This is a genomic window from Streptomyces sp. NPDC014733 (assembly GCF_043083385.1).
Taxonomy (GTDB): Bacteria; Actinomycetota; Actinomycetes; order Streptomycetales; family Streptomycetaceae; genus Streptomyces.
The window spans coordinates 37605-57944 of sequence record NZ_JBIBYO010000015.1 but is presented as its reverse complement, the minus strand read 5'-3'; the positions used below and the strand labels follow the sequence as shown (position 1 = coordinate 57944).

The following is a 20340-nucleotide window of genomic DNA, read 5'->3' as shown; positions in this document are numbered from 1 at the left end:
GAGCGGAGTCAGCGGAGGAAGGGGTCCACCGCGACGGCGACGAAGAGCAGCGAGACGTACGTGATCGACCAGTGGAAGAGCCGCATCTCCTTGAGCTTCGGCCCGGTGATCCCGGCCTTGGCCCGGGCCTGGAGGGCGTGCGCCTCCCGGAGCCAGAAGGCGCCGCAGGCCAGCGCGACCGCCGTGTAGAACCAGCCGGTGTACCCCAGCGGCTGGAGCAGCAGCGACACCGCGACCATGACCCAGCTGTAGGTGACGATCTGCCGGGCGACGACCTTGTTGCCGACGACCGCCGGGAGCATCGGCACACCGGCGCGCTCGTAGTCCTCCTTGACCTTCATCGACAGCGGCCAGTAGTGCGGCGGCGTCCAGAAGAAGATCACCAGGAAGAGGACGGCCGCGGCCCAGGAGACCGAGTTGGTCACCGATGACCAGCCGATGAACACCGGCATACAGCCCGCGATGCCGCCCCAGACGATGTTCTGGCTGGTGCGCCGCTTCAGGATCATCGTGTAGACGACGACGTAGAAGAGGATCGCGCCCAGCGAGAGCATCGCCGACAGCGGGTTGACGAGGTACCAGAACCACGCGGTGGAGCCGACGGCGAGCGCGGTCGCGAAGACCAGGCACTCCCGGGGCGAGACCATGCCCGTCACCAGCGGACGCTGGGCGGTGCGGTCCATCAGCGCGTCGATGTCGCGGTCGATGTACATGTTGTACGCCGCGGCACCGCCCGCCGAGAGGTAGCCGCCGATACAGGTGGCCAGCACCAGCCACAGGTCCGGGACGCCGCCGGCGGCCAGGAACATCACCGGCACCGTCGTCATCAGCAGCAGCTCGATGACGCGCGGCTTGGTGAGCGCGATGAACGCCTTGACGCGGGCACCGAACGGCCGGTGGCCGGGGTTCGGACTCCCGGGGCTCTGAGAGAGCGTCCCCGCAGGACGGGATTGGACGGCCGTCACGCACACCCCTGGAAGTAACATCAGCGGCTTTCACCGCGGAGATAAGGCCAGCAAGCGCATCCGGCCCTGGCGGCCGCGAGGCTTGCGCGTACCACGCCACTTTAGACGTTGGCCATACCGCGATCTTCGCCGGGGTCCGCTCGTGTTGGCTTCCCCGGTGGCGCCGCCGGACACCCCGGCCCGCGGCCCCGTCCCCTTTTACGGGAGGCGAAGGCGAACGCCTCCCGTCAGTCTGGGGAACAGGGGTCGCGTCCCCCGCGTCCGGATCGCCGGAGACATGGCGCCGGTCGCCTGCGGTGACGCGTACTCCGCCCGGCGGCGCGGCCGACTCCGCGTCGAAAAGACGCACGCACCGGCGGGGGTAGGCTCGACACCGCCTGGCGGACATACCGTCCGCGGCATTCGACATGTGGAGAGGAGCCCTGACTCAGGGTGAGCACCAAGCCGACCACCACAGACATCGAGTGGACCGATCTGGACAAGCGGGCCGTCGATACCGTCCGCGTCCTGGCCATGGATTCCGTGCAGAAGGTCGGAAACGGCCATCCTGGTACGGCCATGAGCCTGGCTCCGGCCGCCTACCTTCTCTTCCAGAAGCTGATGCGGCACGACCCGGCCGATGCGGACTGGACCGGCCGCGACCGGTTCGTCCTCTCCGCCGGCCACTCCAGCCTGACCCTCTACATCCAGCTCTTCCTGGCCGGGTACGGCCTGGAGCTGGACGACCTGAAGGCGTTCCGCACCTGGGGCTCGAAGACCCCGGGCCACCCGGAGTACGGCCACACCACCGGCGTCGAGACCACCACCGGCCCGCTGGGCCAGGGTGTCGCCAACGCCGTCGGCATGGCGATGGCCGCCCGCTACGAGCGCGGTCTGTTCGACCCGGAGGCCCCCGCGGGTACCTCCCCGTTCGACCACACCATCTGGGTCGTCGCCGGTGACGGCTGCCTCCAGGAGGGCATCTCCGCCGAGGCGTCCTCCCTCGCGGGACACCAGAAGCTCGGCAACCTCGTCCTGCTCTGGGACGACAACCACATCTCGATCGAGGGCGACACCGAGACCGCGGTCTCCGAGGACACCCTCAAGCGGTACGAGGCGTACGGCTGGCACGTCCAGCGCGTCGAGCAGCTGCCCAACGGCGACCTGGACCCGGTCGGTCTGGCCCGCGCGCTGGCGGCGGCCAAGGCCGAGACCGGGCGCCCGTCGTTCATCGCGGCCCGCTCGATCATCGCCTGGCCGGCCCCGAACGCGCAGAACACCGAGGCCGCGCACGGCTCGGCGCTGGGCGCCGACGAGGTCGCCGCCACCAAGCGGGTGCTGGGCTTCGACCCCGAGCAGTCCTTCGAGGTCGACCCCGAGGTCCTGGCCCACACCCGTGAGGCGCTGGACCGCGGCCGGGACGCCCGCGCCGAGTGGGACAAGGCGTTCGCCGCCTGGCGGACCGCCAACCCCGAGCGTGCCACCGAGTTCGACCGCATCAGCGCGGGCGAGCTGCCGGCCGGCTGGGAGGACCACCTTCCGGCGTTCGAGACCGGCAAGGCCGTCGCCACCCGCGCCGCCTCCGGCAAGGTGCTGGCCGCGCTGGGCGGTGTGCTGCCCGAGCTGTGGGGCGGCTCCGCCGACCTCGCCGGGTCCAACAACACCACCATCGACAAGACCTCGTCGTTCCTGCCGGTGGGCAACCCGCTGCCGGGCGCCGACCCGTACGGCCGCACGATCCACTACGGCATCCGCGAGCACTCCATGGCCGCGGAGATGAACGGCATCGCGCTGCACGGCAACACCCGCATCTACGGCGGCACCTTCCTGGTGTTCTCCGACTACATGCGCAACGCCGTCCGGCTCTCCGCGCTGATGCACCTGCCGGTGACGTACGTGTGGACGCACGACTCCATCGGTCTGGGCGAGGACGGCCCGACCCACCAGCCGGTCGAGCACCTGGCCTCGCTGCGCGCCATCCCGGGCCTGAACGTCGTGCGCCCGGCCGACGCCAACGAGACCGTCATCGCGTGGCGCGAGATCCTCAAGCGCTACACGAAGGAGTTCGGCGTGGGCGCCCCGCACGGCCTCGCACTGACCCGGCAGGGCGTGCCGACGTACGAGGCGAACGACGAGGCGGCCAAGGGCGGCTACGTCCTGTTCGAGGCCGACGGCGGCGAACCGCAGGTCGTCCTCATCGGCACCGGTTCCGAGGTGCAGCTCGCCGTCGAGGCGCGCGAGCAGCTGCAGGCCGCGGGCGTGCCCACCCGCGTCGTGTCGATGCCCTGCGTCGAGTGGTTCGAGGAGCAGGACCAGGAGTACCGCGACAGCGTGCTGCCGCCGTCCGTCAAGGCGCGGGTCGCCGTCGAGGCGGGCGTGGGCCTGACCTGGCACCGCTACGTCGGGGACGCCGGCCGGATCGTGTCGCTGGAGCACTTCGGTGCCTCGGCCGACGCGAAGGTCCTCTTCCGCGAGTTCGGCTTCACCGCCGACGCGGTGACCGCCGCCGCCCGGGAATCGCTGGAAGCCACCGCGCGCTGACGCCGGTACACGAACCAGTAGTACTAGTAGGAGATGCAATCCCCCATGACAGACGCACTCAAGCGCCTCTCCGATGAAGGCGTCGCGATCTGGCTGGACGACCTGTCGCGCCAGCGCATCACGTCCGGCAACCTCGCCGAGCTGATCGACCAGCAGCACGTCGTCGGCGTCACCACCAACCCGTCGATCTTCCAGAAGGCGATCTCGGACGGCCACGGCTACGACCAGCAGGTCGCCGACCTCGCCGCGCGCAAGGTCACCGTCGAGGAAGCCATCCGCATGATCACGACGGCGGACGTCCGCGACGCCGCCGACATCCTGCGGCCGGTCTTCGACGCCACCGACGGCCAGGACGGCCGGGTCTCCATCGAGGTCGACCCGCGCCTGGCGCACCACACCACGCCGACCGTCGCCGAGGCGAAGCAGCTGGCGTGGCTGGTGGACCGCCCCAACACCCTCATCAAGATCCCGGCCACCAAGGCGGGTCTGCCGGCGATCACCGAGGTCATCGCCAAGGGCATCAGCGTCAACGTCACGCTGATCTTCTCGCTGGAGCGCTACCGCGAGGTGATGGACGCCTACCTGGCGGGCCTGGAGAAGGCGAAGGCCGCGGGCCTGGACCTCTCGCAGATCCACTCGGTGGCGTCGTTCTTCGTCTCCCGCGTCGACTCCGAGATCGACAAGCGTCTGGAGAACATCGGCACGGACGAGGCCAAGGCCCTCAAGGGCAAGGCCGCGCTGGCCAACGCCCGCCTGGCCTACGAGGCGTACGAGGAGGTCTTCTCCTCGGAGCGCTGGGCCGCCCTGGACAAGGCGCAGGCCAACAAGCAGCGTCCGCTGTGGGCCTCGACCGGCGTCAAGGACCCGGCGTACAAGGACACCCTCTACGTCGACGAGCTGGTCGCGCCCGGCACGGTCAACACCATGCCGGAGGCCACCCTCCAGGCGACCGGTGACCACGGTCAGATCACCGGCGACACCGTCCGCGGGACCTACGAGCAGGCCCGTGCGGACCTCGCCGCCGTCGCCAAGCTCGGGATCTCCTACGACGAGGTCGTGCAGCTGCTGGAGGACGAGGGCGTGGAGAAGTTCGAGGCTTCCTGGAACGACCTGCTCAAGTCCACCGAGGCGGAGCTCAAGCGCCTCGCTCCTTCGGAGGGCTGACACCTTGACCGCAGTTCATGGAGCGAATCCGCTTCGTGACGCCGCGGACCGACGGCTCCCGCGTATCGCGGGGCCGTCGGGCCTGGTCATTTTCGGCGTCACGGGCGATTTGTCGCGTAAAAAGCTGATGCCGGCGGTGTACGACCTCGCCAACCGCGGTCTGCTCCCGCCCGGCTTCTCCCTCATCGGCTTCGCCCGCCGCGAGTGGCAGGACGAGGACTTCGCGCAGGTGGTGCACGACGCCGTCAAGCAGCACTCGCGGACGCCGTTCCGCGAGGAGGTCTGGCAGCAGCTCATCCAGGGGATGCGCTTCGTCCAGGGCAACTTCGACGACGACGCGGCGTTCGAGACGCTGAAGGCGACGATAGAGGAGCTGGACAAGGCGCAGGGCACGGGTGGCAACTTCGCCTTCTACCTGTCGGTGCCGCCCAAGTTCTTCCCCACGGTCGTCAAGCAGCTCAAGAACCACGGGCTCGCCGACCAGAAGGACGGCTCGTGGCGCCGTGCGGTCATCGAGAAGCCCTTCGGCCACGACCTCAAGAGCGCCCAGGAACTCAACCAGGTCGTCCACGAGGTCTTCCCGCCCGAGGCGGTCTTCCGCATCGACCACTACCTCGGCAAGGAGACGGTCCAGAACATCCTGGCGCTCCGCTTCGCCAACACGATGTTCGAGCCGCTGTGGAACCGCTCGTACGTCGACCATGTGCAGATCACCATGGCCGAGGACATCGGCATCGGTGGCCGGGCCGGTTACTACGACGGCATCGGCGCGGCGCGTGACGTCATCCAGAACCACCTGCTCCAGCTGCTCGCGCTGACCGCCATGGAGGAGCCGTCCTCCTTCGACGCGGACGCGCTGGTCGCCGAGAAGACCAAGGTGCTGGGCGCCGTACGTCTCCCCGCCGACCTCGGCAAGGAGACGGTGCGCGCCCAGTACACCGCCGGGTGGCAGGGCGGCGAGCAGGCCGTCGGCTACCTCCAGGAAGACGGCATCGACCCCCAGTCGAAGACCGACACCTACGCCGCGATCAAGCTGGAGGTGGACAACCGCCGCTGGGCGGGCGTCCCCTTCTACCTGCGCACCGGCAAGCGTCTGGGCCGCCGGGTCACCGAGATCGCGCTGGTCTTCCAGCGGGCGCCGCACTCCCCCTTCGACCACACCGCCACGGAGGAGCTGGGCCAGAACGCCCTGGTCATCCGGGTGCAGCCGGACGAGGGCGTGACCGTGCGCTTCGGTTCGAAGGTTCCGGGCACCTCGATGGAGGTGCGGGACGTCTCCATGGACTTCGCGTACGGCGAGTCCTTCACGGAGTCGAGCCCCGAGGCGTACGAGCGGCTCATCCTCGATGTGCTGCTGGGTGACGCCAACCTCTTCCCGCGGTTGGAGGAGGTCGAGCAGTCCTGGCGGATCCTCGACCCGATCGAGGAGTTCTGGGACCGCAACGGCAAGCCGGCGCAGTACCCGGCAGGCACCTGGGGCCCGGCCGAGGCGGACGAAATGCTCGCACGAGACGGACGGAGCTGGCGTCGCCCATGAAGATCGACCTGACGGAAACCACGGCCAGCAAGATCAACAAGGCGCTGGTGCAGGGCCGCCGCGCCGTCGGCACGCCCGCCGTCGGCATGGTGCTCACCCTCGTCATCGTCACCGACGAGGAGAACGCCTACGACGCCCTGAAGGCGGCCAACGAGGCGTCCCGCGAGCACCCCTCGCGGACCCTGGTCGTCATCAAGCGGGTCAGCCGCACCCCGCGCGACCGCGCCAAGGCCCGGCTGGACGCCGAGGTCCGGGTCGGCGCGGACGCCGGTACGGGTGAGACGGTCGTGCTGCGGCTGTACGGCGAGGCGATCGACCACGCCCAGTCGGTGGTGCTGCCGCTGCTGCTGCCGGACGCGCCCGTCGTCGTGTGGTGGGCGGTCAACGGCCCGCTGGACCCGGCGAAGGACCCGCTCGGTGCGCTGGCCCAGCGCCGGGTCACCGACGCCTACGCCTCCGAGCAGCCCATCCAGGAGCTGACCGACCGCGCCGCCACGTACACCCCCGGCGACACGGACCTGTCCTGGAGCCGTATCACCCCGTGGCGTTCGATGCTCGCGGCGGCGCTGGACCAGATGCCGTGCGAGATCACCTCCGCGGTGGTGGAGGGCGAGGAGTTCAACCCCAGCTGCGAGCTGCTGGGCATGTGGCTCGCCAGCCGCCTGGACGTCCCCGTCGAGCGCACGGTCTCGGCCGGTCCCGGCCTGACCGCGGTACGGCTGGAGACCAACTGCGGGCCGATCGTGCTGGACCGGCCGGACGGTTCGCTGGCCACCCTGTCGATGCAGGGCCAGCCCGACCGTGCGGTGGCGCTCAAGCGGCGGGAGACCTCCGAGCTGCTCGCCGAGGAGCTGCGCCGCCTCGACCCGGACGACACCTTCGCCGCCGCGCTGAAGTACGGCGTGGAGCGGCTGGGCGAGACGGCGCGGACGACCGCGCCGGAGACGCCCGCGAAGGACGGCGGGGAGACGGCGAAGCCCGCGAAGGATGCCGAAGCGGCGGCGAAGCCCGCGCCGAAGAAGTCCGCGGCGAAGAAGGCGGCCGCCAAGTGAGCGCGCCACAGGTCGTCGTCCACCGCGACAAGGAGCTGATGGCGCAGGCCGCGGCGGCCCGGCTGATCACGAAGATCGTGGACGCCCAGGCCGCCCGGGGCTCCGCCTCCGTGGTGCTGACCGGCGGACGCAACGGCAACGGGCTGCTCGCGGCCCTCGCCGAGGCGCCCGCCCGGGACGCCGTGGACTGGTCCCGGCTCGACCTGTGGTGGGGCGACGAACGGTTCCTGCCGGACGGCGACCCGGAGCGCAACGAAACCCAGGCCCGTGCGGCGCTGCTCGACTCCGTGCCGCTCGATCCGGCGCGGGTCCACGCCATGGCCCCGGCCGGTGGCCCGTACGGCAACGACGCGGACGCCGCGGCCGAGGCGTACGCCGCCGAACTGGCCGCCGCGGCGGGCCCGGAGGACCACGGTCCGGTGCCGTCGTTCGACGTCCTGCTGCTGGGCGTCGGCCCGGACACCCATGTCGCCTCCCTCTTCCCGGAGCTGCCGGGGGTGCGGGAGGAGGAGCGGACGGTGGTCGGGGTGCACGGTGCGCCCAAGCCGCCGCCCACCCGTGTCTCGCTGACGCTGCCGGCGATCCGCGCGGCACGTGAGGTGTGGCTGCTGGCCGCCGGTGCGGACAAGGCGCAGGCCGCGGCCATCGCGCTCTCCGGAGCCGGGGAGATCCAGGCGCCGGCCGCCGGCGCCCGGGGCCGCAGCCGGACCCTGTGGCTGCTGGACGAGGCGGCCGCCTCCCAGCTGCCGCGCGACCTCTACCGTCCGGCCTCCGCCTGACGCACGGCACGCACAGCACGCGCAAGGGCTCCCGCACCTCGTCGGTGCGGGAGCCCTTCGCCGTACGGCGGCGGGCGGCGCGGAGGGCGCGCCGCCCGGTCGCTCAACGGCCGCGCAGCTCGCGGTACTTGGCGACCAGAGCAGCGGTCGAGGCGTCCAGGCCCGGCACCTCGGCGCCGTCCGTGAGCGCCGGCTCGACCCGCCGGGCGAGGACCTTGCCCAGCTCGACGCCCCACTGGTCGAAGGAGTCGATGTTCCACACCGCGCCCTGGACGAACACCTTGTGCTCGTAGAGGGCGATCAACTGGCCCAGCACGGACGGGGACAGCTCGGTGGCGAGGATGGTCGTGGTGGGGTGGTTGCCGCGGAACGTCCGGTGCGGCACCAGCTCCTCGGCGACGCCCTCGGCGCGCACCTCGTCCGGCGTCTTGCCGAAGGCCAGCGCCTGGCCCTGGGCGAAGAGGTTGGCCATCAGCAGATCGTGCTGGGCGACGAGCCGGGGCGCCAGATCCTCGACCGGCCGGGCGAAGCCGATGAGGTCCGCCGGGATCATCTTGGTGCCCTGGTGGAGCAGTTGGTAGTAGGCGTGCTGGCCGTTGGTGCCGGGCGTGCCCCAGACGACCGGGCCGGTCTGCCAGCGCACCGGGCGGCCCTCGCGGTCCACCGACTTGCCGTTCGACTCCATGTCGAGCTGCTGGAGATAGGCCGTGAACTTCGACAGATAGTGGCTGTACGGCAGGACGGCGTGCGACTGGGCGTCGAAGAAGTTGCCGTACCAGATGCCGAGCAGGCCCAGCAGCAGCGGGGCGTTCTCCTCGGCGGGGGCGGTGCGGAAGTGCTCGTCGACGAGGTGGAAGCCGGCCAGCATCTCCCGGAAGTGCTCCGGACCGATGGCGATCATCAGCGACAGCCCGATCGCCGAGTCGTAGGAGTAGCGGCCGCCGACCCAGTCCCAGAACTCGAACATGTTGGCCGTGTCGATGCCGAACTCGGCGACCTTCCCGGCGTTGGTGGAGAGCGCCACGAAGTGCTGGGCGACGGCTTCGTCACCGGCGCCCAGACCGTCGAGCAGCCAGGAACGCGCCGAGGTGGCGTTGGTGATCGTCTCGATGGTGGTGAAGGTCTTCGAGGCGATGACGAACAGCGTCTCGGCCGGGTCCAGATCGCGCAGCGCCTCGTGCAGATCCGCGCCGTCGACGTTGGAGACGAAGCGGAACTGCATGTCCCGGCGGGTGTAGGCGCGCAGCGCCTCGTACGCCATCGCGGGGCCCAGGTCGGAGCCGCCGATACCGATGTTGACGACGGTCTTGATGCGGCGGCCGGTGTGGCCCGTCCAGTCGCCGGAGCGGACCCGGTCGGCGAAGGTCGCCATCTTGGTGAGGACGGCGTGGACGGCGGGGACGACGTTCTGCCCGTCGGCCTCGATCACCGCGGAGCCGGGGGCGCGCAGCGCGGTGTGCAGCACCGAACGGCCCTCGGTGACGTTGATCTTCTCACCGCGGAACATCGCGTCCCGCAACTCGGCCACGCCCGTCGCGGCGGCCAGCTCGCGCAGGAGCAGCAGTGTCTCGTCGGTGATCAGATGCTTGGAGTAGTCGATGTGCAGGTCGCCCACCCGAAGGGTGTAGCGCCCGGCCCGCTCCGGCTCCTGGGCGAACAGATCGCGCAGCTGGGGATCGCCCAGCTGCGCGCGGTGTGCGCCCAGCGCCGTCCACTCAGGCATCTGATCGAGCCTGCTGCGGCCTTCTGCGTTCATCTCGGACATCAGCCTTCTTCGTCTCGTACCGGCCCCGCCGCCCTCCAATTTAGTTGATCGGCGCGCGATATGAGGGGTCTGTCCGCTCTCGGCACACGGGCGGCGGTACGGTGCCGGGCGCCGCGCCGTACGGTGCCGGGAACGCCAACGGCCCGGCCGGGAGGGGATGTTCCCTCCCGGCCGGGCCGGTCGCGCCGCCGGTGCGGCGTCAGATCTCGCCGCGGAGCTTGGCGAGCGCCTCGGCGAGGATCGCCTCGCCGTCGGCGTCGCTGCGGCGCTCGCGCACATACGCCAGGTGGGTCTTGTACGGCTCGGTGCGCGGCGGGTCGGGCGGGCTGTCGCGGTCCTTGCCCGCCGGGAAACCGCAGCGCTGGCAGTCCCATGTGTCGGGAACCTGTGCGTCGCCGGCGAAGCTGGGCTGCGTCTCGTGCCCGTTGGCGCACCAGAAGGAGATCCGGGTACGCGGCGCGGACTCGCCTCGCTCGGCCTCCCCCATCGGCCCCGCCCCGACCCGGCTTCCTCGGATCGCGTTGCCACTTGCCACGGTCGTAACTCCCTGCGTAATGGTGCTGCACAGCATCGCGCGGCAGCTGCGCTGCGGGCGCTCCGGTCTATGAAAGGCCCAACGCGCGCCCCGTGACGGGAGTTACCGCCCGCTGCAGGACGCCGCCCCATGATAGGCCGCGTCCCCGACGGTATGTCAGCTGCCGAGCTTCATCAGGACACCGAGCGCGACGATGCAGGCGAACCACAGGAGACCCACGACGATGGTGATGCGGTCGAGGTTCCGCTCGGCGACGGAGGAGCCGCCGACGGAGGACTGCATACCGCCACCGAACATGTCGGACAGGCCGCCACCCTTCCCCTTGTGCATGAGCACCAGCATCATCAGCAGCAGGCTGAAGATGATGAGGGCGATCGAGAACCCCATGACCACGGCTGGACCAACTCTCTAGGACTGACGGACGGTGTCGAGGGCGCCGGTACGGACCGCGGCACCACCACGACGGCGACATCGTGCGGGGCCGGACCGCGCTGAGCGCCGGACCGGCCCCGACAGGGTACGACGGGCCGGGCCCGTCGTCATAGCTGCTACTGGTCGCGGAAGCGGACGATCTTCACGAACTCCTCCGCGTCCAGCGCCGCGCCGCCGACCAGCGCACCGTCGACGTCGGGCTGCGCCATGATCGCGGCGACGTTGCCGGACTTGACGGAGCCGCCGTACTGGATGCGCACCTTGTCCGCCAGCTCCTGGCTGTACAGCTCGGCGAGGCGGCCGCGGATCGCCCCGCAGACCTCCTGCGCGTCCTCGGGCGTGGCGACCTCGCCGGTGCCGATGGCCCAGACGGGCTCGTAGGCGATCACGATGGACTCGGCCTGCTCGGCCGGGACGTCCTGGAGGGCGCCGTCGACCTGGGCGAGGGTGTGCGCGACCTGGTTTCCGGCCTTGCGGACGTCCAGGCCCTCACCGACGCAGAGGATCGGGGTGAGGCCGTGCTTGTACGCGGCCTTGACCTTGGCGTTGCAGATCTCCTCGTTCTCGCCGTGGTACTGGCGGCGCTCGCTGTGGCCGATCGCCACGTACGTGCACTTGAGCTTGGCGAGCATGGCGCCGGAGATCTCACCGGTGTAGGCGCCGGAGTCCTGCGCGGAGACGTCCTGGGCGCCGTACTTGATCTTCAGCTTGTCGCCGTCGACCAGGGTCTGGACCGAGCGCAGGTCGGTGAAGGGCGGCAGGACCGCGACCTCGACGGCGTCGTAGTCCTTGTCGGTGAGCGCGAAGGCGAGCTTCTGGACGTGGGCGATGGCCTCGAGGTGGTTGAGGTTCATCTTCCAGTTGCCCGCCATCAGCGGGGTACGAGCAGTCACGGTGGTTCAGTCCTCCAGAGCGGCGAGGCCGGGGAGCGTCTTGCCTTCGAGGTACTCGAGGCTGGCGCCGCCGCCGGTCGAAATGTGGCCAAAAGCATTCTCGTCGAAGCCGAGCTGACGGACCGCGGCGGCGCTGTCGCCACCGCCGACGACCGTGAAGGCGGACGAGTCCAGCAGCCCCTGCGCGACGGCCTTGGTGCCGCCCGCGTAATCGGGGTGTTCGAAGACGCCCATCGGGCCGTTCCAGAAGATGGTGGCCGCGTCGGCGAGCTTCGAGGCGTACAGCTCGCGGGTCTCGGGGCCGATGTCCAGGCCCTCCTTGTCCGCGGGGATGGCGTCGGCGGCGACCGTGTCCGGGTTGGCCGGGGCCTTGGTCTTCAGGTCCGGGAAGTCCGCGGAGACCAGCACGTCGACGGGGAGCACGAACTCCACGCCCTTGGCCGCGGCCCGTTCCAGGTATCCCTGGACGGCCGGGATCTGGTCCTTCTGCAGCAGCGAGATGCCGACCTCGTGCCCCTGGGCGGCGAGGAAGGTGTACGCCATGCCGCCGCCGATGAGGATGCGGTCGGCGCGCTCCAGCAGGTGGTCGATGACGCCGAGCTTGTCGGAGACCTTGGCGCCGCCGAGCACCACGGCGTAGGGGCGCGCGACGTCCTCGGTGAGGCGCTTGAGGACGGCGACCTCGGTGGCGATCAGGTCGCCCGCGGCGTGCGGGAGGCGGGCGGGCAGGTCGTAGACGGAGGCGTGCTTGCGGTGCACGGCGCCGAAGCCGTCGCCGACGTAGAGGTCGGCCAGCTGCGCCAGCTGGTCGGCGAAGGCGCCGCGCTCGGCGTCGTCCTTGCTGGTCTCGCCGGGGTTGAAGCGGAGGTTCTCCAGCACGGCGACCTCGCCGTCACCCAGCGCGGCGACGGTGTCGCGGGCGGAGTCGCCGACCGTGTCGGTGGCGAAGGCGACGTCGCGGCCCAGCAGCTCACCGAGGCGGGCGGCGGCGGGAGCGAGCGAGAAGGCCGGGTCCGGGGCGCCCTTGGGACGGCCCAGGTGGGAGGCGACGATGACCTTGGCGCCGTTCTGGGCGAGCTTGGCGATCGTCGGCTGGACGGCGCGGATACGGCCGTCGTCGGTGATGGTCGCGCCGTCGAGCGGCACGTTCAGGTCGGCGCGGACGAACACCCGCTTGCCCCCGACCCCGTCGGCGATGAGTTCGTCGATCGTCTTCATTGAGGAATGACTCCGTTGCATCAGATCAGCCATGGCTCGGGGCTCGTACGACGCGTCGTCGCGTCGTACGAGCCCCGACCGTACATCTCGGTGCGTGGGCGCCCGTGGCACGGGGCGCCCGCCGGCTCAGCCGGTGGAGATCAGAGCTGACCGCCGACGAAGGTGGTCAGGTCCACCAGGCGGTTGGAGTAGCCCCACTCGTTGTCGTACCAGCCGATGACCTTGACGCTCTTGCCCTGGACCATGGTCAGGGAGGAGTCGAAGGTGCAGGACGCCGGCCAGTTGACGATGTCCGAGGAGACGATCGCGTCCTCGGTGTACTCCAGGACGCCCTTGAGCTGCCCCTCGGCCGCCTTCTGGAAGGCGCCGTTGACCTCGTCCTTGGTGACCTCGCGCTCCAGCTCGACGACGAGGTCGGTGACGGAGCCGGTGGGGACCGGCACGCGCATGGCGATGCCGTCCAGCTTGCCGGCCAGCTCCGGGATCACCAGCGCGGTGGCCTTCGCGGCACCGGTGGTGGTGGGGATGATGTTCTCCGCGGCGGCGCGGGCGCGGCGCAGATCCTTGTGCGGGAAGTCGAGGATGCGCTGGTCGTTGGTGTAGGCGTGGACCGTCGTCATCATGCCCTTGACGATGCCGAAGTTCTCCAGGAGAACCTTGGCCATCGGCGCCACGCAGTTGGTGGTGCAGGAGGCGTTCGAGATGACGTCGTGCTTCGACGCGTCGTACTGGTCCTGGTTGACGCCCATGACGATGGTGATGTCCTCGTCCTTGGCGGGCGCGGAGATCAGGACCTTCTTGGCGCCGGCGGCGAGGTGCTTGGCGGCGTCGGCGCGCTTGGTGAAGATGCCGGTGGACTCGACGACGATGTCGGCGCCCAGCTCGGCCCACGGGAGGTTGGCGGGGTCGCGCTCCGCCATGGTCTTGAACGTCTGGTTGCCGACCGTGATCGTGTCGTCGGTGTGGCTGACGTCGTGCTTGAGACGGCCCAGGATGGTGTCGTACTTCAGCAGGTGGACCAGGGTGGCGTTGTCGGTCAGGTCGTTGACACCGACGATCTCGATGTCCGCGCCCTGCTCCAGGAGCGCGCGGAAGTAGTTGCGACCAATGCGGCCGAATCCGTTGATGCCTACGCGGATCGTCACGAAACCGATCTCCTCGTTGGTGCGCCGGCAGCGATACCGGCGAGCTGTATGGGATGTCCCCGACCGACTTCGACCCTACCCCCAATGCGAGACATACGTGACATTGACATCGGCCGCCACCCCGCACTCACGAGCAGCTGCAAAACGCCCCCGGCATCGTCTCGGATACCGGGGGCGCACCGCTTCTGACCTGCGGCGGGAAGGTTTTTGCGGGGTTTGTGACGAGGTCAGCCGACCATTCCGTCGGCCAGCTCCTCGGTGAGATTCGACTCGGTGCCGGGGATGCCGAGGTCCTGCGCGCGCTTGTCGGCCATCGCCAGCAGACGGCGGATCCGGCCGGCCACCGCGTCCTTGGTGAGCGGCGGATCGGCGAGCGCGCCCAGCTCCTCCAGGGACGCCTGCTTGTGCTCCATCCGCAGCCGCCCGGCCGCCGCGAGGTGCTCGGGGACCTCCTCGCCGAGGATCTCCAGGGCCCGCTGGACCCGGGCGCCGGCGGCGACCGCGGCGCGGGCCGAGCGGCGGAGGTTGGCGTCGTCGAAGTTGGCGAGGCGGTTGGCGGTGGCCCGCACCTCGCGGCGCATCCGGCGCTCCTCCCACGCCAGCACCGACTCATGGGCGCCGAGGCGGGTCAGCAGGGCACCGATCGCGTCGCCGTCCCGGACGACGACACGGTCCACCCCGCGGACCTCGCGTGCCTTGGCGCCGATGCCCAGCCGACGGGCCGCGCCGACCAGTGCGAGCGCCGCCTCGGGGCCGGGGCAGGTGACCTCCAGCGACGAGGAGCGGCCCGGCTCGGTCAGCGAGCCGTGGGCGAGGAAGGCGCCGCGCCAGGCCGCCTCGGCGTCGCAGGTCGCGCCGGACACCACCTGCGGGGGCAGCCCGCGGATCGGGCGGCCGCGGCCGTCGACCAGGCCGGTCTGGCGGGCCAGCTGGTCACCGCCCGCCACCACCCGTACGACGTACCTGCTGCCGCGCCGCAGCCCGCCGGGGGCCATCACCACCAGGTCGGAGGAGTGGCCGAAGATCTCCAGAATGTCCTTGCGGAGCCGCCGGGCCGCGATGCCGGTGTCCAGCTCCGCCTCGATCACGATGCGGCCGCTCACCAGGTGCAGACCGCCCGCGAACCGCAGGATCGACGAGACCTCCGACTTCCGGCAGCAGGTCCGGGTGACGGGGAGCCGGGAGATTTCATCCTTCACCGCTGCCGTCATCGCCATGGGCCGATCCTTCCATGCATCCGAAAAATACGGTCGTACGCGGCAGCCAGCAGCTCGGGGTCGTGCCTGTCGGGGGCGCCGCCCGCCGGGCGGGCGGCGTCGCCCCGGGCGGCGACCGCGGCCAGCTCGACCTCGCTGCCGACGAGCTGCTTGGCGGCAGCCGTCAGACCCTCGATGTCGGGCACGGCGTCCCGATCGGCCAGCACCACGTCGAAGGCGAGTTTAGGGGCGTGTCGGGCCAAAACCTCCAAATGACGCTGCGGGGAGAAGCCATCGGTTTCACCGGGTTGCGGTGCGAGGTTGAGCGAGAGGACCTTGCGCGCCTTGGTCTCCTCCAGCGCCTCGCGCAGCTCCGGCACCAGCAGATGCGGGATCACGGAGGAGAACCACGAGCCCGGACCGAGCACCACCCAGTCGGCGTCGCGGACCGCCGCGACCACCTCCGGGACGGCCGGCGGGGCCTCCGGGACGACGTGGACGGACTGCACCTCGCCGCGGGTGAGCGCGACGGTGGCCTGCCCGCGGACGGTCGTGATCTCCTCCGGACGCGCCTCGTCGTGGCCGCGGACCTGGGCCTGGAGCTCCAGGGGGACCGCCGACATGGGCAGCACCCGACCGTGCGCGCCGAGCAGCTTGCCGACCAGGTCGAGCGCCTGGACGTGATCGCCCAGCTGTTCCCACAGGGCGACGATGAGGAGATTGCCGACTGCGTGGTCGTGCAGTTCGCCGCCGCTCTGGAAGCGGTGCTGGATGACGCGTGCCCAGGTCTGGCCCCAGTCGTCGTCCCCGCACAGCGCGGCCAGCGCCTTGCGCAGATCACCGGGGGGCAGCACACCCAGCTCGTCGCGGAGGCGGCCGCTGGAGCCGCCGTCGTCGGCGACGGTGACGACGGCGGTCAGATCACCGGTGATCCGGCGCAGCGCGGCCAGCGACGCGGAGAGCCCCATCCCGCCGCCGAGCGCCACCACCTTGGGTGTGCCCTTGTGCGGGCGGGCGCCGGGGACCAGTTTGCGGACCCGGCGCAGCCGCAGGGCACGGCCGGTCACTCGCGCCCCATGTCGCGGTGGACGGTGACGGTTTCCACCCCTTCGCCCACGAGGCGCCGGGCGAGCTTCTCGGACATCGCGACGGAGCGGTGCTTGCCGCCCGTACAGCCGACGGCGATGGTGACGTAGCGCTTGCCCTCGCGGCGGTATCCCTCGGCGACGATGCGGAGCAGGTCGGCGTAGCCGTCCAGGAACTCCTTGGTGCCGGGCTGGTCGAAGACGTAGTCGGAGACCTCTTCGCTCAGACCGGTGAAGGGGCGCAGCTCGGGGACCCAGTGGGGGTTGGGGATGAAGCGGCAGTCGATGACCATGTCGGCGTCGACGGGCAGGCCGTACTTGAAGCCGAAGGACATGACCGTGGCGCGCAGCTCGGGCACCTCCTCGCCGGCGAACTGGGCGTCCATCTTGGCGCGCAGCTCGTGGACGTTGAGGCTGGAGGTGTCGATCACGAGGTCGGCGTCGCCGCGCAGTTCGCGCAGCAGGTCCCGCTCGGCGGCGATGCCGTCGACGATCCGGCCGTCGCCCTGGAGGGGGTGCGGGCGGCGTACCGATTCGAAGCGGCGGACCAGCGCCTCGTCGGAGGACTCCAGGAACACGATGCGGCGCTTGACCTTCTGGGCGTCGAGCGTGGCGAGGGATTCCTTGAGGTTGTCGAAGAAGCGGCGGCCGCGGACGTCGACGACGACGGCGATCTTGGCGACGTTCCCCTGGGAACGGGCGCCGAGGTCGACCATCGGGGGGATCAGCTCGGGAGGAATGTTGTCGACGACGAACCAGCCGAGGTCCTCCAGGCATTTGGCCGCGGTGGAGCGGCCGGCGCCGGACATGCCGGAGATGATCACCAGCTCGGGGATGGCGGCGCTCTCTCCCTGGTCGGACTCGCGCATCGTGCCCGTACTCACCTGTGCACCGTCTTTCTCGGATGTCTCGGTTTCGTGCGTGTTGTGCGGTGTGCTCATGCGTCCCGCCCCCGTTCCGGCGACAACGCGGCCGGAGCGGCCCCGTCATCCTCAATGATCTCTCCTGTGGCGGTGTTCACGGCGGGTCCGGCGGGTGTCGCACCGGCCAGGGAGGCGAGCACCGACTCGGCGGTCTTCCGGCCGACGCCGGGGACCTCGCACAGCTCCTCGACCGTGGCCGCCCGGAGCTTCTTGAGCGACCCGAAGTGCTTGAGCAGCGCCTGGCGGCGGCTCTCGCCCAGCCCGGCCACCGCGTCCAGCGGCGAGGACTTCAGCCGTTTGCCGCGCTTGGTGCGCTGGTAGCGGATGGCGAAGCGGTGCGCCTCGTCGCGGACGCGCTGGAGGAGGTAGAGGCCCTCGCTGGAGCGCGGCAGGACGACCGGGTCGTCCTCCTCGGGCAGCCAGACCTCCTCCAGGCGCTTGGCCAGACCGCAGACGGCGACGTCGTCGATGCCCAGCTCGTCCAGGGCGCGGCGGGCGGCGGCGACCTGCGGGGCGCCGCCGTCGACGACGACGAGCTGTGGAGGGTAGGCGAACCGCTTGGGGCGGCCTTCCTCGTCCGTGGGGCGCCCGGCCATCGGGTCCGGCTCCGCGGCGGCGGCCTCGGCGCGCTCGGCGGCACCGGCCTCGCCGTTGCCCTCCTCGGGGGCGGCGGGCTCCTCCGTCCACTCCCCCGACTTCTGCTTCTCCTGGAGGTAGCGCCTGAAGCGGCGGCCGACGACCTCGTGCATGGAGCGGACGTCGTCCTGGCCCTCGAAGCCCTTGATCTGGAAGCGGCGGTACTCGCTCTTCCGGGCGAGACCGTCCTCGAAGACCACCATGGACGCGACGACGTCCTCGCCCTGGAGGTGGGAGATGTCGAAGCACTCGATGCGCAGCGGCACCGCGTCCAGGCCGAGGGCCTCGGCGATCTCCTCCAGGGCGCGGGAGCGGGTGGTCAGGTCGGAGGCGCGCTTGGTCTTGTGGAGCGCCAGGGCCTGCTGGGCGTTGCGGGCGACGGTGGCCATCAGGTCCTTCTTGTCGCCGCGCTGCGGAATGCGCAGCGAGACCTGGGCGCCGCGCCGCTCGGAGAGCCACTGCTGGACCGGCTCGACCGGCTCGGGCAGCGCGGGGACCAGCACCTCCTTGGGGACCGCGTCGCCGCGCTCCTCGCCGTAGAGCTGCTGGAGGGCGAGTTCGACGAGACCGGCGGTGGTGACCGCCTCGACCTTGTCGGTGACCCAGCCGCGCTGGCCGCGGACCCGGCCGCCGCGGACGTGGAAGATCTGGACAGCGGCCTCCAGTTCGTCCTCGGAGACGGCGATGAGGTCGGCGTCGGTGGCGTCGGCGAGGACGACGGCGCTCTTCTCCATGGCCCGCTTGAGCGCCCCTATGTCATCCCGCAGGCGGGCGGCGCGCTCGTACTCCATCTCTTCGGCGGCCTCCTGCATGGCGCGCTCCAGGCGGCGCAGGTAGGCGCCGGTACGGCCGGCCATGAAGTCGCAGAAGTCCTCGGCGAGTTCGCGGTGCTCCTCGGGGGAGATGCGGCCGACGCACGGCGCCGAGCACTTGCCGATGTAGCCGAGCAGGCAGGGGCGGCCGATCTGCGCGGAGCGTTTGAAGACGCCCGCGGAGCAGGTGCGGACGGGGAAGACGCGGAGCATCAGGTCGACGGTCTCGCGGATGGCCCAGGCATGGCCGTAGGGGCCGAAGTAGCGCACGCCCTTCTTCTTGGCGCCGCGCATCACCTGGACGCGGGGGAACTCCTCGTTGAGGGTGACCGCGAGGTACGGATAGCTCTTGTCGTCGCGGTACTTGACGTTGAAACGCGGGTCGAATTCCTTGATCCAGCTGTATTCGAGCTGGAGCGCCTCGACCTCGGTGGAGACGACGGTCCACTCCACGGAGGCGGCGGTGGTGACCATCGTGCGGGTGCGGGGGTGGAGACCGGCCAGGTCCTGGAAGTAGTTGGCCAGGCGCTGGCGCAGGCTCTTGGCCTTGCCGACGTAGATGACACGGCCGTGGTCGTCGCGGAATTTATAGACCCCCGGCGAGTCGGGGATCTGTCCCGGCTTGGGTCGGTAGCTGCTGGGGTCTGCCATGACCACCACCCTACTGACCGCCACCGACAATCCGCGGGCTCGCGGCGGGGCGGGACGGCCCCCGGGAACCGGGGCCGGGAGCGGGGGCCGGGAGCGGGGGCCGGGAGCGGGGGCCGCGGAGCCGGTGCTTCCGGTCCGCGGCCCCCGCACGGGGCGGGGCGGCCCGCCCCGCCGCGGGGAGGCGGACGGCGGGCCGCCCGGTCAGCGGCGGCGCAGGCGGCGGACCGCGGTGGTGCCGGTCAGCCCGAGGGCGACCAGGGCCGCGGCACCGGCGACGGCCGACGCTGCGGCCACCGGGACGCCGCCGTCCGCCGTGGTGACGGGGCGGGCGCCGGGGGCGGCGGGACGCTCCGCGGCGGGCCCGCCGTAGCCGCCGGCCTCGCCGCGCCGGTCGTAGGCGGAGCCGGGGAGCTTGTCGCCGTACGCCTTCGCGACCCGTTCCCGGTAGGCGGCGACGGTGACGCCCCCGGGGCCGACGGCCTTGCGTGCCTCGGCGTCGAGCGGCCGGATGCGGTCGCCCTGCTGGACGTACCAGGCGTTGATCTGCGGTTCGTGGAAGACGGTGCCCCCGGCGGCCAGGCGGGATCCGGCGGCCGCGGCGCGGGTCTCGTCGTCCCCGGTGGCGATGTTGACGACCTTCCAGGAGCCGCCACGGCGCACCGTCCACACCGAGGCGGTGCGCCCGTCGGAGGCGACCGCCCTGGTGGCGAGGGCCTCCAGCCGGGCCACCGGGGCGCCGGGGACCTTGCGGACGAAGTCCGGGGACAGTCCGTACACGGGGACCGTGGTGGCGTCGACGTGCGGGGCGGCCTGCTCCGGGGTGAGCGTCCCGTCGTGGGCGAAGAAGCGGGCCAGGGTGGCGAGCGTGCCGGGCCCGGCGGCGGCGCGGTGGGCGGCGGCGACGCTCGCGCGGGGCGGCGCCTCGGGGGCCGCGGGGTGGGACGCGGCCGAGGCACTCTGGGCGGCGAGGCCGATGAGCGAGGTGGCGAGGGCGCCGGTGGCGGCGGCCCGGAAGGCGATGCGCCGTGTCAT

Annotated in this window: 17 protein-coding genes; 5 read left to right on the top strand and 12 right to left on the bottom strand. The window is 71.2% G+C overall.

Going from position 1 to position 20340, the window contains the following annotated elements:
• Positions 1-8 precede the first annotated feature (8 nt).
• Positions 9-965, bottom strand: a complete 957-nt coding sequence (locus ACF1BH_RS26755) for a heme o synthase (protein ID WP_391646418.1) — start codon at positions 963-965, stop codon at positions 9-11.
• Between the two features lie 432 nt (positions 966-1397).
• Between ACF1BH_RS26755 and tkt the strand changes: the two genes are divergently transcribed.
• Genes tkt through pgl form a run of 5 tightly spaced genes read left to right on the top strand, consistent with a single transcriptional unit; the run spans position 1398 to position 8017 of the window.
• A complete protein-coding gene (gene tkt / locus ACF1BH_RS26750) occupies positions 1398-3485 on the top strand; it encodes a transketolase (RefSeq protein WP_391646416.1) in 2088 nt (695 codons plus the stop codon).
• A gap of 45 nt (positions 3486-3530) precedes the next feature.
• Positions 3531-4649, top strand: coding sequence for a transaldolase (gene tal / locus ACF1BH_RS26745; RefSeq protein ID WP_391646414.1), 1119 nt, complete (start codon positions 3531-3533; stop codon positions 4647-4649).
• A 4-nt stretch (positions 4650-4653) separates the two neighbouring features.
• Positions 4654-6186 (top strand): glucose-6-phosphate dehydrogenase, encoded by a 1533-nt coding sequence (gene zwf / locus ACF1BH_RS26740; protein ID WP_391646412.1) that lies wholly within the window; start codon positions 4654-4656, stop codon positions 6184-6186.
• Positions 6183-7238 carry a glucose-6-phosphate dehydrogenase assembly protein OpcA gene (gene opcA, locus ACF1BH_RS26735; protein ID WP_391646410.1) on the top strand — a complete coding sequence of 352 codons (1056 nt, stop codon included), beginning with the start codon at positions 6183-6185 and terminating at the stop codon, positions 7236-7238. Before zwf ends, opcA begins: the two co-directional genes overlap by 4 nt.
• Positions 7235-8017 carry a 6-phosphogluconolactonase gene (gene pgl / locus ACF1BH_RS26730; protein ID WP_391646408.1) on the top strand — a complete coding sequence of 261 codons (783 nt, stop codon included), beginning with the start codon at positions 7235-7237 and terminating at the stop codon, positions 8015-8017. The genes opcA and pgl overlap by 4 nt, the downstream gene beginning before the upstream one ends.
• Before the next feature lie 103 nt (positions 8018-8120).
• On the opposite strand, the gene pgi is transcribed toward pgl, so the two are convergent.
• The 11 genes from pgi to ACF1BH_RS26675 all read right to left on the bottom strand — a co-directional run bounded on the left by pgi (position 8121) and on the right by ACF1BH_RS26675 (position 20340).
• Complete coding sequence (gene pgi / locus ACF1BH_RS26725) at positions 8121-9773, bottom strand: glucose-6-phosphate isomerase (RefSeq protein WP_391646568.1); 1653 nt, start codon at positions 9771-9773, stop codon at positions 8121-8123.
• Between the two features lie 208 nt (positions 9774-9981).
• Positions 9982-10317: an RNA polymerase-binding protein RbpA gene (locus ACF1BH_RS26720; RefSeq protein ID WP_078653942.1), complete on the bottom strand. Its 336-nt coding sequence runs from the start codon at positions 10315-10317 to the stop codon at positions 9982-9984.
• A gap of 156 nt (positions 10318-10473) precedes the next feature.
• Positions 10474-10704, bottom strand: coding sequence for a preprotein translocase subunit SecG (gene secG, locus ACF1BH_RS26715; RefSeq protein WP_391646406.1), 231 nt, complete (start codon positions 10702-10704; stop codon positions 10474-10476).
• Between the two features lie 161 nt (positions 10705-10865).
• Complete coding sequence (gene tpiA / locus ACF1BH_RS26710) at positions 10866-11642, bottom strand: triose-phosphate isomerase (protein ID WP_391646404.1); 777 nt, start codon at positions 11640-11642, stop codon at positions 10866-10868.
• A 6-nt stretch (positions 11643-11648) separates the two neighbouring features.
• Positions 11649-12860, bottom strand: coding sequence for a phosphoglycerate kinase (locus ACF1BH_RS26705; RefSeq protein ID WP_391646402.1), 1212 nt, complete (start codon positions 12858-12860; stop codon positions 11649-11651).
• Positions 12861-13000: 140 nt separating this feature from the next.
• Positions 13001-14005, bottom strand: a complete 1005-nt coding sequence (gap, locus tag ACF1BH_RS26700; RefSeq protein ID WP_391646400.1) for a type I glyceraldehyde-3-phosphate dehydrogenase — start codon at positions 14003-14005, stop codon at positions 13001-13003.
• Between the two features lie 227 nt (positions 14006-14232).
• Complete coding sequence (gene whiA / locus ACF1BH_RS26695) at positions 14233-15222, bottom strand: DNA-binding protein WhiA (RefSeq protein WP_030282946.1); 990 nt, start codon at positions 15220-15222, stop codon at positions 14233-14235.
• The gene (gene yvcK / locus ACF1BH_RS26690; RefSeq protein WP_391646398.1) at positions 15213-16268 is read right to left on the bottom strand and encodes a uridine diphosphate-N-acetylglucosamine-binding protein YvcK; all 1056 of its coding nucleotides are present in this window, start codon (positions 16266-16268) and stop codon (positions 15213-15215) included. The genes whiA and yvcK overlap by 10 nt, the downstream gene beginning before the upstream one ends.
• Positions 16265-17155 carry an RNase adapter RapZ gene (gene rapZ, locus ACF1BH_RS26685; protein WP_391646566.1) on the bottom strand — a complete coding sequence of 297 codons (891 nt, stop codon included), beginning with the start codon at positions 17153-17155 and terminating at the stop codon, positions 16265-16267. The genes yvcK and rapZ overlap by 4 nt, the downstream gene beginning before the upstream one ends.
• 68 nt (positions 17156-17223) lie before the next feature.
• Positions 17224-19308, bottom strand: a complete 2085-nt coding sequence (gene uvrC / locus ACF1BH_RS26680) for an excinuclease ABC subunit UvrC (protein ID WP_391646396.1) — start codon at positions 19306-19308, stop codon at positions 17224-17226.
• A 201-nt stretch (positions 19309-19509) separates the two neighbouring features.
• A complete protein-coding gene (locus tag ACF1BH_RS26675; RefSeq protein WP_391646394.1) occupies positions 19510-20340 on the bottom strand; it encodes a hypothetical protein in 831 nt (276 codons plus the stop codon).